Below are 13,233 nucleotides of genomic sequence, written 5' to 3'. Positions count from 1 at the left end.
CCATAATCCATGAATGGCTGACGGAGCTCTGTATTGAACCAGTCTCCCCCGGCCGATTCGGTTTTTCGCCAAAAGAGGAACACTATGGAAAACATCCCGAAGCTCAGATTTGCGCATCCCACCGACAATCTGGAGCGCAGCATTTTCTTTTACCGTGACGGTCTCGGGTTTGAAATTCTGGACCGCTACACCGAGCAGCAGGGATGGGACGGCGTGATCTTCGGCCACAGAAACTGGCCTTATCAGATTGAGATCTCGCAAAAGAGAGGGACCGATCCGGTACCGAGAAACGCCACCGTCAACCACTTCCTCGTTTTTTCGCTCCCTGAGGCCGAGCACTGGGAGCGGCGTCTTAAGGCCCTCTTTGATGCGGGCTTTACCCAGGTTCCGGTTCCGGAACTCTATAACGACGGGGCTTCGGCCTGCTACGAGGACCCCGACGGCTACCGCGTTGTACTGAGAAAGGGCTTCTGGAAAAAGTAAGGTTCTTTCAAAGCGCTGACAGTTCGGCCCGCCGGAAGTTTTCTCTGACGGGCCGTTTTCTTAAGACTCTTCAATACGCTGCGGCGGAAACGCGTCCCAGGTTTCGCACCCCGGGCACTGCCACAGGAAGGTATGCGCCAAAAAGCCGCAGTGGCGGCACTGATAGCGCCCGAGCTTTTTGGCTTGCTTGGCGGTGATGTCGGCTAAAAGCGCGGCCTCCTCGCTTTCCGGATTTTCCTTGCGGCGCATGGCGCAAAGGACACTGAACGCCGAAAGCGAAGGCTTTTGCTTTAAGGCAGCCACTGCAAAGGCGCCGGCGGCCGCGGGGCCCTCCCAGTTATCCAGGCGGTTCACGGTTGCGGCGAGAATATCAACGCTTCCGGTTTCGGCAAACGCTTTCTTCAGAAACGCCAGGGCCACCCCGCGGTTTCGGACCGCCAGCACATCGGCTTTTTTGGCGGCAATAAGCGAGAGGTAGCGGGGATTGTCGTCTTCGATCCGCTTCCACGCGGCAAGCGCTTCGTCGGTCTTGCCTTCAGAAAGCGCTACGTCCGCAGTAAGCGCCAGCGCACGGACGTTGTCGGCCTTAACCGTAAGGGCATTCTTGAGAAACTCGCGGGCGCGGGCAATGTCTCCGGATTTACGCGCGAGTTCCGCGCGCTCACACCAGTAGTGTGAGATTTCGTGCGAAAGGTCACGCCCGAAGTCTTTCTCAAGCGTCTCGGCCGTTTCCGCGGCCTTAACCCAATCGCGCTCCGTGCAGAAGATGTGCATCAGCGCGTCAAGCGCTTCGAGTTTGCGGTCTTTACTCTGCGCAAGCATCTCGTAGGCAGCCTGCGCGCGGTCGTACATCCCGGCCTTGAGAAAGTCCTGGGCAAGTTCAGACAAGGCAAGCATCCTTTCGCTTTCGGAGAGTTCCCCGCGCTTAACGAGGTTTTCGTGAATGCGGATTGCCTGATCAAACTGTCCGCGGAAGCGAAAGAGGTTACCCAAAGCATGGTGCAGATCCACGGTTTCGGGGTCAAGGCGCACCACTTCCATAAAGTGGTCGATCGCCTTATCGGGTTTGTCGGACAACAGAAGTGACAGGCCCTTAAAGTAGTTGTCGTCCAGGCCGTGCGTTTCTTCCTTGCGCTGCCGGCCGTCTACGCCTCTGAGCCACCAGCCCGCACCGAATAAAAGCGGCACAGCCGCGAGATACCAAAGTTCAAAGTCCATCAGAAAAATCTTCCAGGTTAATTCGTGCTCAATCCTTAGCCAAGAGGCTCTTCGCTGTGAGAATATCGTGCCAGCTCACTTCTTTGGCTGCCGGGTTTCTCAAAAGGTACGACGGGTGATAAGACACAACAGCCTTCACAGTGCGGCCGGCGCACATCACTTCATGCACCGAGCCCCGTAAGCGGCTGATTGAAGTCTGAGCAGCCTCGGGCATCATCGCCGCCACCGCGGTTTTCCCCATCAAAAGCAGCGCCTTGGGCTGCAAAAGCTCAAGCTGCCTATCTAAAAACACACGGCAGGCTGCGGCTTCTTCCGGCAGCGGATCACGGTTTCCGGGCGGCCGACATTTAAGCACATTGATGACCGCGGCATCTTTGCCGCGCTCAATGCCGCTCGCCTTGAGAATGGCCGTTAAAAGCTGTCCGCTTTTACCGACAAAGGGAATGCCTTCCAAATCCTCATCGCGCCCCGGGGCTTCACCGATAATGACCAAAGGACAGCCGGGCGCTCCGTCAGAGGGTACCGTCTGCATGCGGTGCGCGGCCATGGCGCAGGCGTGACACCGGGCAATCAGCCCCTTTAATTCGTCCCAGCCCGCGGTCTTGGCGGCCGCAGCAAGCGCGGCATCCTGCACCGCAATCACTTTCTTGGGCTCAGTGGAAACGTCGGAAGCGGCCGGCACACGCCGCGCAAAAGGCGCGGGTTTCGCAGCCGGTTTCAGTGTTGCCGTAGGCGCTGTCCTCGGCTGAGCGCGCGCGACCGGCACTGCCGCCTGCGCCTTTACGCCGGTTTGAGGCGCTTCAGAAGCGAGCAACGGATCCTCGGACGAGCGCAGCAGCCACTGCGGTCCGATATCCATTGCCTGCCACAGTAAGCTTTGTTCGCGGGTAAGAGCCATGGTTTGATTGTGAGCTTGAGTCCGCTTAGTTTACCGCGGCACTAAACAACCCGCGTCTAAGGCGCGGGGTTTCCTGACACGGTGCAGGCTTTCCCGCAACAGGCAAAGGTTTTAAGGCCTCGTCTGCCCGGGCGTCCCCTGCACCACAGGAACATTTAAAACGCAACCGCTCTACGGGTACAGGCTTCATCAGCTCGATCCGTCGGTTCCGGCAAAGGACTGCTTCGTCTTGCCGATTCGCTGGTTTGTACTGCACTACTGATCCGGCGTTCCCCGAGACTTGTTTGAGCCTCGCAAGCGCTGATTGCTCAGCCTTCAGATCGTAGCTGTCAGTGGCGGGATCCGAAAAATACAGATTCATGGCGGCCGCGACATCGCGGTCCATGGCACGTAAAAGACGCGCAATCTCCTTTTCCTGAGAGACAGTGCCCGCGCTCACCAAAATCTTCTGCTGCCACTCGGGGCTGTAAAAAGTCATGGTCCTCGGGCCCGGGTCAACAGCCACCTTGAGATCCTTGGGAGCATAAACGTGCTTGACGGGCGGTACGCCTTCGACAATGAGCAGAACAAAGTAGCGCATACGGCCGCGGATCATCCGCCGGACAAGACGGCAGTATTTGACACGCTTAAAGCCGGACGGATCTGTTGCTGAAAGAAGAGCTTCTTTCTGCCAGGCATCCGGCGCTTCAGCCTTTATCACCAGATCCAGAACCTCGAGCGTCCACGTCTTAGCCTTCCAACGCAACCCTGTTTTGTTTGATTTTCCCTCAACGCTGTGCAAGCCCCGTTTAGCACTCTTAAACCGCGGCCGACCGCCCTGATGAAGCAGTCGGCGCTCAATGCCCTGCCAGACACGTGTGGCAATTTTCTGCGCTTCGTTGATGCCGATGCGCTTTGTAAAGCCGCCCTTAGCACGGTGCTCTTTCACGACATCATGCATGGCATACTCGGTTAGCCGGGCGGATTTCTGATTTTCCTTAAACCGCTTGTTGCGGTCTTTGCCCTTGGGCATCGCGGCCGTCAGCTTCCACTCTTCCGAAGCTTTCATGGCGCGCACGCGTTTCTTTGCTGTTCCAAGAACAGCATTGAAGAGCTGGCGTGCATCGGAGAAGCAGGTCTCCAGTGCACTTTCCTGATCCTCTCCGGTTTTCAGGCCCAGCTCGATGACAAAGGACGGTGTGCGCGATTTCATAGCGGCTGAATATACCTTAAGCGAAAACTATGTGCATGGTTTAGTTGCGGTACAGCCAAAATTTAAAAAAGATCGAAAGCCCGCATTCCTCCACGGCTTAAAAGCCGTGGCTTCCCGCGGGAAATTCCGTGAGCCCGCAGTCCATGAGCACCGCGTCTTCCCTGCCCTTTTCGGCCGGATAGTAGCCGCGTCTCACACCCACACGCTTAAAACCGGCTGATTCATAAAGCCGGAGTGCCCGGGTGTTGCCGATTCTCACCTCAAGCCGCATGAGGCGCCCGGCGCGCTTTCGGGCGTCCGTCATGGCATTCATGAGCAGCGCCCGGCCGAAACCCCTGCCCTGAAACTCGGGATCCACCGCGATTTCCAGGAGTTCTGTCTCATCAAAAACCTGCATGACGATGCGGTAGCCCGCAATCTTGCCTGCGGCAAGTGCAACCACACAGTCGTAGCCTGCGGCGAGAGCCGACTGAAAGTTGGCAACCGTCCAGCCGAAGGGATCAGCGCGCTTGGAGAGCGCCGCAACGCTTTCGATATCGGCCGTTGCCATGGGGCGGAAACTGAGATCATTCATGATGATGGTGGTGGTCGTGCTCAGAGGTTTTGCTGAGCGGAATGTAATTCACGGCCCCGTGCTCGACCCCGGTTTCCGCGGTGAGCGCTTCCGCAAGGGGTTTTACTTCAGAGAGTCTGCCGCGCATGACAACGGCCTCGGCACAGCGCTTTTCATCGATATGCACGTGCATGGTGGAAATCACGAGATGCGTGTGCGCATGCTGATGCTCGGCCATACGTTTGGAAAGCTGCCGCTCATGGTGGTCAAAGGCGTAACTCACAACCGCCACGCAGCTCCCCGCATCGTCACTGACGTCCCGGCGCGCGAGTTCATTGCGCACAAGGTCCCGCACGGCTTCGGAGCGGTTGCTGTAGCCCCTTTCCTCAATGAGCCGGTCAAAGGCTTGGGCCAAATCATCATCAAGCGAAATCGTGACGCGCTGCATACCGCCTTCCTCAGAGTTTTTCGCCCGCCTGACGCTCTTTAATGGTGAGCGCCACGCGGTTGCGGACATAAATCGGAGAGGCAAGCGACGCCGTGACCGCTTCGCCCTTCATGAACATGGTGCGCGCCAGAAGCGCCACGCCGCGGGACGTCACTTCAAGTCCGGCAAAAACAGGGCATCCCGCAGACTCCGTTGCTTCCGGATAGACGGCAAAGGCAGAACCAGCCGCTGCGCCGCAGTTAAATTCACGGACGAGGTTTCCGATTTCTGAGGGCTTGACGGCCGAGGGCTCACTGAGTGCCGCCGGGGCATCCGGATGCCCCGCTTCAAAGGCCTGAACGTAACACTCGTGCATGCGGGCGTCCAGAGCAATCAGAACGCGCCTGACGTCCGGTTGTTCACGGAAAAAAAGAACAGCAGCGGCAGTAAGCGTCGGCACACAGATGACAGGTCTGTCAACAGCCCACGCAAGGCCCTGGGCGGCTGCGCAGGCTGTCCGGATCCCCGTGAAGGCCCCGGGCCCGGCGCCGAAGGCAACGGCCGCGCAGTCAGCGACCGTGACACTTCTTTCTTTTAAAACGGCGTCCACCAAAGGCAACAGCCGTTCGGTGTGTTTGTTCTTTTCCCGCTCAACGTGCTCAAGCACCCCGCCCGCGGCGTCAATCAGGGCGGCCGACACACTGTCGGCTGCCGTATCCACGGCAAGGATGAGGCCGGTAGCGGCCGCGTGTTCCGTCTGCGTCATTGTTCTTTGCAAAATCCCTAACCAATCATGAGCACCCTAAAGCGCCCGTTCGGCAGGAATTGTAACGAAGCGGGACCGAGGCAAACCCGAATCCGCTTAAAATCCCCATCCCTCAAAAACAACAATAATCAAACATACAATGCGTACGAAAGCCCTTCTTTTTGCCGCCCTCGCCGCGGCCCTCAGCACTGGCGCTCAGGCCGGTCAGTATGCCGACGCCATGGCGCAGTGCATTCTCACCAACACCTCTGCCTCAGACCGCGACACACTGACGCAGTGGGCCTACGTGACGCTCGGGAAAACGGACGCCGCCAAAAAGGTGCAGGCCATACCGGCCGCCAAAACCAAGGCCGTGGAAGACAAGGCGAAGAAACTCGTCACAAACCTCACGACCGGCGCCTGCGCAAAGCCCTTTGCGCAGCTGATGATCAACGAACCCAAGACAGGGCTTCAGAACACGGCTGTGGCGCTCGCGCAGGAACTTCTCACGGAAAAAATCAAATCGAAGACGCTCAACCTGCTGCCAACGGTTAATATCGGGAACGTGAGCCGCGAAACCGTTGAGCAGATCGGCGGGCTTATCACGAACCTTCTCAGGAAATAATCTCAGTCCGCGAGCGCGTCTCTTAAGGGCATTATGAGCACGGTACTTTCCGTCATGCGGCGCCAAAAGCCCTTAAGCGCCCCTGCGCTCTCCCCGCCCGCCGCGGGCCCGGCGTTCACGAGGCTCACCTTGGGATCGGCGCAGAACTCTTCAAAAACGGGCTGCAGCACGGCACGCGCCGGATCCACCGTGAGCACCCAGCTCTGGTGCTTGTCTTCAGCCATCGGGGCCACAAACCCGATGTGCGCCAGACGCGAGAGCACCCGGTCACAGCTTTCCGGATAGGTGTCCGCGGCATCACAGAGTTCAGCCAAACCGATCACGGGCCGTTCACTCATCGTCCACCTTTTGGCAAAAAGCTTCAGGATTAAAAGCGCCGTGAGAAAGTCGTTGCCGGTGCGGTAGCTGTCCATGTAGCGTCCGGCCGTGAGTTTCGGAATGGTGGCCGTGACGGCGGCTCCCGCAAAAAAGAGAAACCACGCGACGTAAATCCAGAGAATGAGAACGGGCAGCGCGACAAAGGCACCGTAGATATTCGTGAGGGTCCCGGTCGTGACGTAATACTCAAAGCCGAACTTCACGACAAACCCGGCAAGCGCCGCGGTAAAGCCGCCGATCAAGGCATGCGCCGCAGGAACGCGGCAGTTCGGAATGTACTTATAGAGCACGGCAAAGCCGAACCCCTGCAGCAGAATCTGCCCGAGGCTGAAAAGAAAACCGCCCGTTTCGCTGTCAATGCCGGACAAAGCGGCGGCCGCGGCCCGGCCCGTCAGCGTCACGCTTAAGGCAACCGCAACGGGCCCCACGGTCATGAGCGCCCAGTAGATGAGGGTTCTCTGCACCCAGGGGCGCATCACACGGACCTTAAAGATGCGGTTCACCGTCACAAAAAGTTTGTCAATCAGCAGAAGTGCCGTCACGGCCAAACCCGCAAGACCAAAGGTCGTAAGGCCCGCTGCGTGCGTAGCGAAGTCTCTCAGATAATTAATCAGAAGCTCACTGTACTGCGCCGGCAGAAACCCCGACACAATGAAGTCCTCAAGCGCCTTGCGGGAATCGGCAAAACTCGGGAAAGCGGCAAATAACGCAAGCGAGAGCGCGAGCACCGGCACAATCGCAAGGAGCGTGGCAAGCGCCATGGATGAGGCGACTTCGGCAATATCGATTTCCGCGACCCGGTCCCGGGCAAAGCGCATCAGGCGTCGCACACGCGAGACGATCAGGCGGCGGTGTGCCGCCGACTCAAAAAATGTAAACACGCCTCACTCCTTTGGCCCGACCGACAGAAAAAACCGCAGAAACGGGGATTGTCTCCGTTACTGCGGTCATTCTAGCCTTTAAAGTGTTCGGACTTAATCTGCCATCCCGCCTTTTTGATGCCGTCGTTCGTCTGTGCGAAAGTTAGTATGACATCTAATGAGGATCTATCCGGATTTCTCTTGGCTAGATCCTTTTAACTGGTAACGCAGTTACTTCATGGCTTTAAGGAGGTTAAGGGGACGACAAAAACACCGTCAGGTCTCTGATAGGCGGCATGGGATAGGCTACAAAGCACACAGAGAACAGAAGGCGAACTATTCGGATTCTCAGACTTTAGGCTGGCTTGTATTTTCAGTAGATTTTTGGCTGCGGCATCGATCTGTCCGGCCCCCAGCTTAATTTCGAAAGCTGCCCAAGAACCGTCAGGCAAAGAAATAACTGCATCAATTTCTTGATTTTTGTAATCCTGATAGTGAAAGAGGTTGCCACCGAAAGATTCTGCATAGATTCGCAGATCACGTTCGCATAGGGCTTCGAAAAGGAATCCTAGGGTCTTGAGGTCATAGAGGAGAGCCTCTGGGCCGATCCTAAGGATTGCCGCCGTTAGTGACGGGTCACAGAAATGACGTTTAACAGCTTGCTTAAGACGTTGTGATGAACGTACAGAAGGTGCGAAGGGCGGTTGATTATCTGTTAGAAACAGTCGATCAAATACGTCCAAATAATTGGCAAGTGTGGGACGCGAAATATCAAGTTGTTCGAACTCTGAAACATCACGCTGAATTGCGCTCGCACTGGCAGTAGTGCTTTCTTGGCGAGCCAGCGATTTAAGAAGTCTTTCCAATTTGTTTCGATCGCGCTCGACGCCATCAATTCGAGTTGCGTCATCCTCAAGGACTGCAGTGATGTACTGTTGCGCTATCAGTTGTGCATCTGACGAATCGAGGGAAAGTGCACCAGGCCATCCACCGCGAACAATGAGATGGATAAGATTTCTTAGATCCACGTCGCCAGTCATGGCAGGTTCAATTTGTCCTTTGCACAAGGCTTCAAGTGAGACCTTACCATCGGAATCACCGGATTCCCAAAGTGACATAGGGCGCATGCGAAGTCTGCCGATACGACCAGCACCGCTGTGCAGAATTCCCTTGTGGTTTGGAGTAGAAGAGCCTGTAAGGATATAAAGGCCCTTTTTACCAAGTTCATCCACACGATAACGAACTGCATCCCAAAGCGGCGGATATTCTTGCCATTCATCGATAAGGCGCGGCGTCTTGCCGTCCAAAATCACCGCCGGCTGCAATTGGGCCAATTGACGATTCACGAAATTTTGAGCCGGGTCACCGATGTAAACAGCGCTGGACGAGATTTCTCGTGCCGTACTTGTTTTCCCACACCATTTCGGTCCTTCGATGCATACTGCACCGAAAGCTCTTAGAAATTGTTGCAGCTGTGCGTCAACAATTCGTGGACGATATGCATTCTCGGACATGAAAGGCTCCAAAGATTGATTGTCCCTCATTTTAAGCTAAAGCAGAATCTTGTAAAATCAAAAGCAGAAATCCTGTCATGTTAGTTAACAAAATTCTGTAAATCGAGTATGCGAGACTTTGCTTACTCAAGAATACGAATGTTTGATGCTCAACAGTCAAAATGTTGTCGGTAAAGAAAACAACTCAGGATGCTTTGGTCAAGAGTTACGCTTACGTTGTAGGTCAGCTTCGCGAGGCTCTGTTTGCTTTGGTCTGGCACGGACGTTGGCAGGTTTCGAGCAATATCTTATGGAGTGGGTAAAACATGAGCGGAGCCAATGCTCTGTTGCCAACATTGGTTTTGCTTCTGCAGGCAAGCCTTATCAGGCCAATAATGCTTGCGAGAAATGTTAGAGCCAAAGTGTTGAAAGAGCTTCACATGGAGGTGGTTTCTCATGTTTCAAGAAACTTGTTCGGCGCCCTTATGGAATACTTCATACCTAGATTACAGAATATTGTTAAGTAAGAATGCAAAATCTTGCGAACAAAACATGCAAGATTTTGATAAGCAAGTTGACGAAATTATGTATGGTGTCGAAGGAGCCAGTCTCTTAAAACGGTACGATCGTCGCAACTGACGGCACGAGGGTTGATACGCTTGTAATGCCTGCCTCCTCACGCAAGGCTTTGACGAGCTCTCCGCTCCGCCAAGGCCGTATGCGGCATACGCTACCGCGTCCTCCTCTATACGCTCCCGGTCTTGACTCCTCAGAGAGCCCGTCCCATTGAGCCCATCTTTTCAGACTTCACGAATCCATTACGCAGGGTACCGTGTCCTCGCTCGTTGGCGCGGATTTCGACGATTTTACCCACAGGTCTCCCCGAAGCCTCTTTTTTTTCGACAAAGAGACATCGGCGTCGGAATCGCGGCTCTGCCGCATTGAGGTCCCCGCAAGGGGTTCAAAAACGACGAAGCCCAGTGATGGCCCCCCTCTACGTCAAACGACTCAGAAACCGTGCGCCCGCACCAAATTTTGACGGACTCGGACGGCCGTTTCTCCGATAGAATCCGCGTCAGCCTTTAAGCCTGAAAAAGAAAATGACCAAACCCCTGGAAGAGCTTCTGAAACAGACGGAATTTAGCGATGCTGACATCGTCCGGCTCCTCGGCCTTACCGCGCCCGAAGACTGTCTGAAACTCAAACGCGCCGCCTATGACCGCACCACCGAAATCATGGGCGACCGCGTCTTTTACCGCGGCCTGATTGAACTCTCCAACATCTGCACCGACAACTGCCGCTACTGCGGCATCCGCAAGGACAACCATGCGGTGAAGCGCTATGAGATGACCAAGGAGGAGATTCTCTCGCAGGCCAAATGGGCGGCGGACCACGGTTACGGCTCCATCTGCCTGCAGGCTGGTGAAAGACGCGATCCGAAGTTCGTGAATTTCATTGCGGAGTGCTTAAGGGACATCCATAAGTTAAGCGTGAGCCCGCAGCTTCCGGAAGGGCTCGGTGTCACCATCAGCCTCGGCGACCAGACCAAGGAAACCTATGAACTCTGGGCTGAGGCAAGCGGCAACCGCAAAAACCTCCGGTACCTCTCGCGCTTTGAAACGAGTAACCCGAAACTATTTGAACTGCTACACAGTGCGCCGGGCAACCACGAGAAAAACTTGGCGCGCCGCTTTCAGTGCTTTAAGTATTTAAGGGAATGCGGCTATCAGCTGGGAACGGGCGTCATGATCGGCATCCCGGGGCAGACCCTCGAAGACCTCTGCCGCGACATCCGGCTCTTTCAGTCGCTTGACGTTGACATGATCGGCATGGGTCCTTACCTTAAAAGCGAAGGCGCGGACTTAAAGGAACTCGGGCAAATGGCGCCCGAACCTCTGATGCAGCTTGCACTCAACATGATTGCCGTAGTGCGGCTTGTATTGGGTAACGTCAACATTGCGGCGGCCACGGCTCTTCAGGCCCTCCGGGACGACGGACGCGAAACGGGCATTGAATACGGCGCCAACGTCGTGATGCCCAACCTCTCGCCTCAGAAGTTCCGCCCGGGCTATCAGCTCTACGACAACAAGCCCTGCATCAACGACGAACCCACGCAGTGCGCCGACTGTCTGGAAAAGCGCATCGCAAGCCGCGGCCGCAAGGTGGGCTGGTTCATGATGGGTTCTTCACGGCGCTTTCGCGAGCGTATCGGTCTCACGCCCCGGGAGGCGGTGCCGGAAGCGGCGAAAAAGCACGACACGACGGTGCTCCCTGCTTTTACCGAAGACACCGGCAAACGCCGTATTCCGATCGTGGCGCGCGCCTGACAATCAGAAGACGGGCTGGTAAAATTTCCGCCCGTCTTTTTTATTGTCCGGATCCCGTGAAACTGCCGGCATCCGGCCTTTCTTTTTCTTTTTTTACTGAGGTCAGCGGCCCATGCGTGCACGCCAATTTTTCATCTCGACCCTGAAGGAAGCTCCCGCGGACGCGGAAATTCCGAGTCAGGAATTTTCCATCCGTGCCGGTCTCATCAAGAAGATCGCGGCAGGCGTCTACACGATCATGCCCATGGGGCTGCGCGTGGTGCAGAAGATTGAAAACATCATCCGTGAGGAAATGAATGCGGCAGGGGCCGTGGAACTCGCAATGCCCATCGTGCAGCCCGCGGAGCTTTGGCAGGAATCGGGCCGCTGGAACAAGTACGGACCGGAGCTGCTGCGCTTTAAGGACCGCCATGAACGCGACTTCGTGATTCAGCCCACGTCCGAAGAAGTCATTACGGCCGTGGCGCGCGGCGAAATCACGAGCTGGCGCCAGATGCCGGTGAATTTCTATCAGATCCGAACGAAATTCCGTGATGAACGGCGGCCGCGCTTCGGCGTAATGCGCGCCCGTGAATTCATCATGAAGGACGCCTACTCCTTTGACCGGGATGCTGAAGGAGCTTCAAAGTCCTATGACGCGATGTACAAAGCCTACAACCGTATTTTTGAACGCATGGGCCTTGTTTTCCGTCCGGTGAGAGCCGACACGGGCGCGATCGGCGGCAGCCGCTCGCACGAATTCCAGGTGATTGCCGACGTGGGCGAAGACGTCATTGCCTACTGCCCCGAGAGTGACTTTGCCGCCAACATTGAACTGTGTGAAGCCAAATCCGTTCTGAGCGACCGTAAGGCCGCGGCGCAGGAGATGAAGAAATGCGCGACGCCCGGCAAGGAAAAGTGCGAAGACGTTGCCCCCTTCCTCGGCATTGACCTTTTACATTGCGTAAAGTCCGTGGTGCTTGCCGCCGACCGAGTGAACGACAAGGGCGAGGCGCTCCCCGCCAAGATTGTCCTCGTGCTGCTTCGGGCCGATCACGACCTCAATGAAGTCAAGGCCGGCAAACTCCCTGAACTGAAAGACGGTTTCCGCTTTGCCACCGAAAAGGAAATCGCCGAACACTTTGCGGGCGCAACGCCCGGGTCCCTGGGTCCCGTGGGCGCCACCGACCTCACCGTTTACGCCGACCTCACCGTTGCCGCGATGAGCGACTTCTGCTGCGGCGCGAATGAGACGGGCTACCACTACACCGGAGTCAATTTCGGGCGCGATCTGCCTGAGCCCAAGGTTGCCGACCTCCGTAACGTCGTTGAGGGCGATGTGAGCCCCGACGGCAAGGGAGAAATCAAGCTGCAGCGCGGCATTGAAGTGGGCCACGTCTTTTACCTCGGCAACAAATACTCCAAGGCCATGAACGCGACCTACCTCGATGAAGCGGGCAAACCGCAGTTTCTCGAGATGGGCTGCTACGGCATCGGTGTGACGCGCGTCATGGGCGCTGCAATCGAACAGCGTCACGACGACAAGGGCATCATGTGGCCTGCGGCAATCGCTCCCTTTGAAGTTGTGATCTGCCCGATGAATTACACGAAGAGCGAAGCCGTGCGCGCTGCCGCCGACAAACTCCACGATGAACTGAAGGCCAAGGGCGTTGACGTGATTCTGGACGACCGTGACGTACGCGCGGGCGTGATGTTTGCCGACTGGGAACTGATCGGTGTGCCGCACCGCATCGTGATCGGCGAGCGGGGTCTTAAGACCGGTGAAGTCGAATACGTCGAGCGCACGAAGATGGACGACAAGGTGATGGTAAAGCTCGATGATGCCGTCACGTTCCTCACAAAGGCTCTTGATAGGTAAGCAGGATCACCGGGCGGCTGCAGAGGGTTTTGCAGCCGCTCATAATTCGAAAAATGTCCCCTATGCGGCTAAAAAGTCAAGAAAAATCGGGGAATTTTCACGGATTACTTACTTATTTACGCCTAAATACGGCACAATAGCAGTGGATGCGTTTCGACAAGCGGGACAGCGTCTCA

At 56.2% G+C, this 13,233-nt stretch carries 12 protein-coding genes; 4 read left to right on the top strand and 8 right to left on the bottom strand.

The features are described 5' to 3' along the window. The first annotated feature begins 84 nt into the window (after positions 1-84). Positions 85-483, top strand: coding sequence for a VOC family protein (locus NXF97_RS00770; RefSeq protein WP_274956087.1), 399 nt, complete (start codon positions 85-87; stop codon positions 481-483). A 60-nt stretch (positions 484-543) separates the two neighbouring features. On the opposite strand, the gene NXF97_RS00765 is transcribed toward NXF97_RS00770, so the two are convergent. The 6 genes from NXF97_RS00765 to tsaB form a co-directional block, all read right to left on the bottom strand. After that, on the bottom strand, positions 544-1,701 hold the full coding sequence (locus tag NXF97_RS00765; protein WP_274956086.1) for a lipopolysaccharide assembly protein LapB: 1,158 nt from the start codon (positions 1,699-1,701) through the stop codon (positions 544-546). 28 nt (positions 1,702-1,729) lie between these two features. Next, positions 1,730-2,599: a uracil-DNA glycosylase gene (locus NXF97_RS00760; protein ID WP_022373234.1), complete on the bottom strand. Its 870-nt coding sequence runs from the start codon at positions 2,597-2,599 to the stop codon at positions 1,730-1,732. A gap of 25 nt (positions 2,600-2,624) precedes the next feature. Further along, positions 2,625-3,791, bottom strand: a complete 1,167-nt coding sequence (locus tag NXF97_RS00755) for a hypothetical protein (RefSeq protein WP_274956085.1) — start codon at positions 3,789-3,791, stop codon at positions 2,625-2,627. Positions 3,792-3,888: 97 nt separating this feature from the next. Beyond that, positions 3,889-4,365: a ribosomal protein S18-alanine N-acetyltransferase gene (gene rimI, locus NXF97_RS00750; RefSeq protein WP_274956084.1), complete on the bottom strand. Its 477-nt coding sequence runs from the start codon at positions 4,363-4,365 to the stop codon at positions 3,889-3,891. Next, positions 4,358-4,792: a nickel-responsive transcriptional regulator NikR gene (nikR, locus tag NXF97_RS00745; RefSeq protein ID WP_274956083.1), complete on the bottom strand. Its 435-nt coding sequence runs from the start codon at positions 4,790-4,792 to the stop codon at positions 4,358-4,360. The genes rimI and nikR overlap by 8 nt, the downstream gene beginning before the upstream one ends. 10 nt (positions 4,793-4,802) lie before the next feature. Continuing rightward, positions 4,803-5,537, bottom strand: a complete 735-nt coding sequence (gene tsaB, locus NXF97_RS00740; RefSeq protein ID WP_274956082.1) for a tRNA (adenosine(37)-N6)-threonylcarbamoyltransferase complex dimerization subunit type 1 TsaB — start codon at positions 5,535-5,537, stop codon at positions 4,803-4,805. A 139-nt stretch (positions 5,538-5,676) separates the two neighbouring features. Between tsaB and NXF97_RS00735 the strand changes: the two genes are divergently transcribed. After that, positions 5,677-6,141, top strand: coding sequence for a hypothetical protein (locus NXF97_RS00735; RefSeq protein WP_274956081.1), 465 nt, complete (start codon positions 5,677-5,679; stop codon positions 6,139-6,141). Between the two features lie 2 nt (positions 6,142-6,143). Here NXF97_RS00735 and NXF97_RS00730 read toward each other — a convergent pair whose 3' ends face one another. Then, positions 6,144-7,400 carry a YihY family inner membrane protein gene (locus tag NXF97_RS00730; RefSeq protein ID WP_274956080.1) on the bottom strand — a complete coding sequence of 419 codons (1,257 nt, stop codon included), beginning with the start codon at positions 7,398-7,400 and terminating at the stop codon, positions 6,144-6,146. Between the two features lie 215 nt (positions 7,401-7,615). Beyond that, the gene (locus NXF97_RS00725) at positions 7,616-8,893 is read right to left on the bottom strand and encodes an ATP-binding protein (protein WP_274956079.1); all 1,278 of its coding nucleotides are present in this window, start codon (positions 8,891-8,893) and stop codon (positions 7,616-7,618) included. A gap of 1,079 nt (positions 8,894-9,972) precedes the next feature. On the opposite strand from NXF97_RS00725, the gene hydE reads away from it, so the two are divergent. Both hydE and NXF97_RS00715 read left to right on the top strand, forming a co-directional pair. Continuing rightward, positions 9,973-11,199 (top strand): [FeFe] hydrogenase H-cluster radical SAM maturase HydE, encoded by a 1,227-nt coding sequence (hydE, locus tag NXF97_RS00720; RefSeq protein WP_274956078.1) that lies wholly within the window; start codon positions 9,973-9,975, stop codon positions 11,197-11,199. A gap of 112 nt (positions 11,200-11,311) precedes the next feature. Then, positions 11,312-13,057, top strand: a complete 1,746-nt coding sequence (locus NXF97_RS00715; RefSeq protein ID WP_274956077.1) for a proline--tRNA ligase — start codon at positions 11,312-11,314, stop codon at positions 13,055-13,057. Positions 13,058-13,233: the final 176 nt, after the last annotated feature.

The organism is Duodenibacillus massiliensis (genome assembly GCF_928721995.1).
In the GTDB taxonomy this organism is placed as follows: Bacteria; Pseudomonadota; Gammaproteobacteria; order Burkholderiales; family Burkholderiaceae_F; genus Duodenibacillus; species Duodenibacillus massiliensis.
This window is presented reverse-complemented; position numbering and strand designations above follow the sequence as displayed.

What these genes read in the sequence shown, in the direction of transcription:
- NXF97_RS00770 (WP_274956087.1), top strand. Translation starts at nt 85, where the DNA reads ATGGAAAACATCCCGAAGCTCAGATTTGCGCATCCCACCGACAATCTG.
- NXF97_RS00765 (WP_274956086.1), bottom strand. Translation starts at nt 1,701, where the DNA reads ATGGACTTTGAACTTTGGTATCTCGCGGCTGTGCCGCTTTTATTCGGT.
- NXF97_RS00760 (WP_022373234.1), bottom strand. Translation starts at nt 2,599, where the DNA reads ATGGCTCTTACCCGCGAACAAAGCTTACTGTGGCAGGCAATGGATATC.
- NXF97_RS00755 (WP_274956085.1), bottom strand. Translation starts at nt 3,791, where the DNA reads ATGAAATCGCGCACACCGTCCTTTGTCATCGAGCTGGGCCTGAAAACC.
- rimI (WP_274956084.1), bottom strand. Translation starts at nt 4,365, where the DNA reads ATGAATGATCTCAGTTTCCGCCCCATGGCAACGGCCGATATCGAAAGC.
- nikR (WP_274956083.1), bottom strand. Translation starts at nt 4,792, where the DNA reads ATGCAGCGCGTCACGATTTCGCTTGATGATGATTTGGCCCAAGCCTTT.
- tsaB (WP_274956082.1), bottom strand. Translation starts at nt 5,537, where the DNA reads ATGACGCAGACGGAACACGCGGCCGCTACCGGCCTCATCCTTGCCGTG.
- NXF97_RS00735 (WP_274956081.1), top strand. Translation starts at nt 5,677, where the DNA reads ATGCGTACGAAAGCCCTTCTTTTTGCCGCCCTCGCCGCGGCCCTCAGC.
- NXF97_RS00725 (WP_274956079.1), bottom strand. Translation starts at nt 8,893, where the DNA reads ATGTCCGAGAATGCATATCGTCCACGAATTGTTGACGCACAGCTGCAA.
- hydE (WP_274956078.1), top strand. Translation starts at nt 9,973, where the DNA reads ATGACCAAACCCCTGGAAGAGCTTCTGAAACAGACGGAATTTAGCGAT.
- NXF97_RS00715 (WP_274956077.1), top strand. Translation starts at nt 11,312, where the DNA reads ATGCGTGCACGCCAATTTTTCATCTCGACCCTGAAGGAAGCTCCCGCG.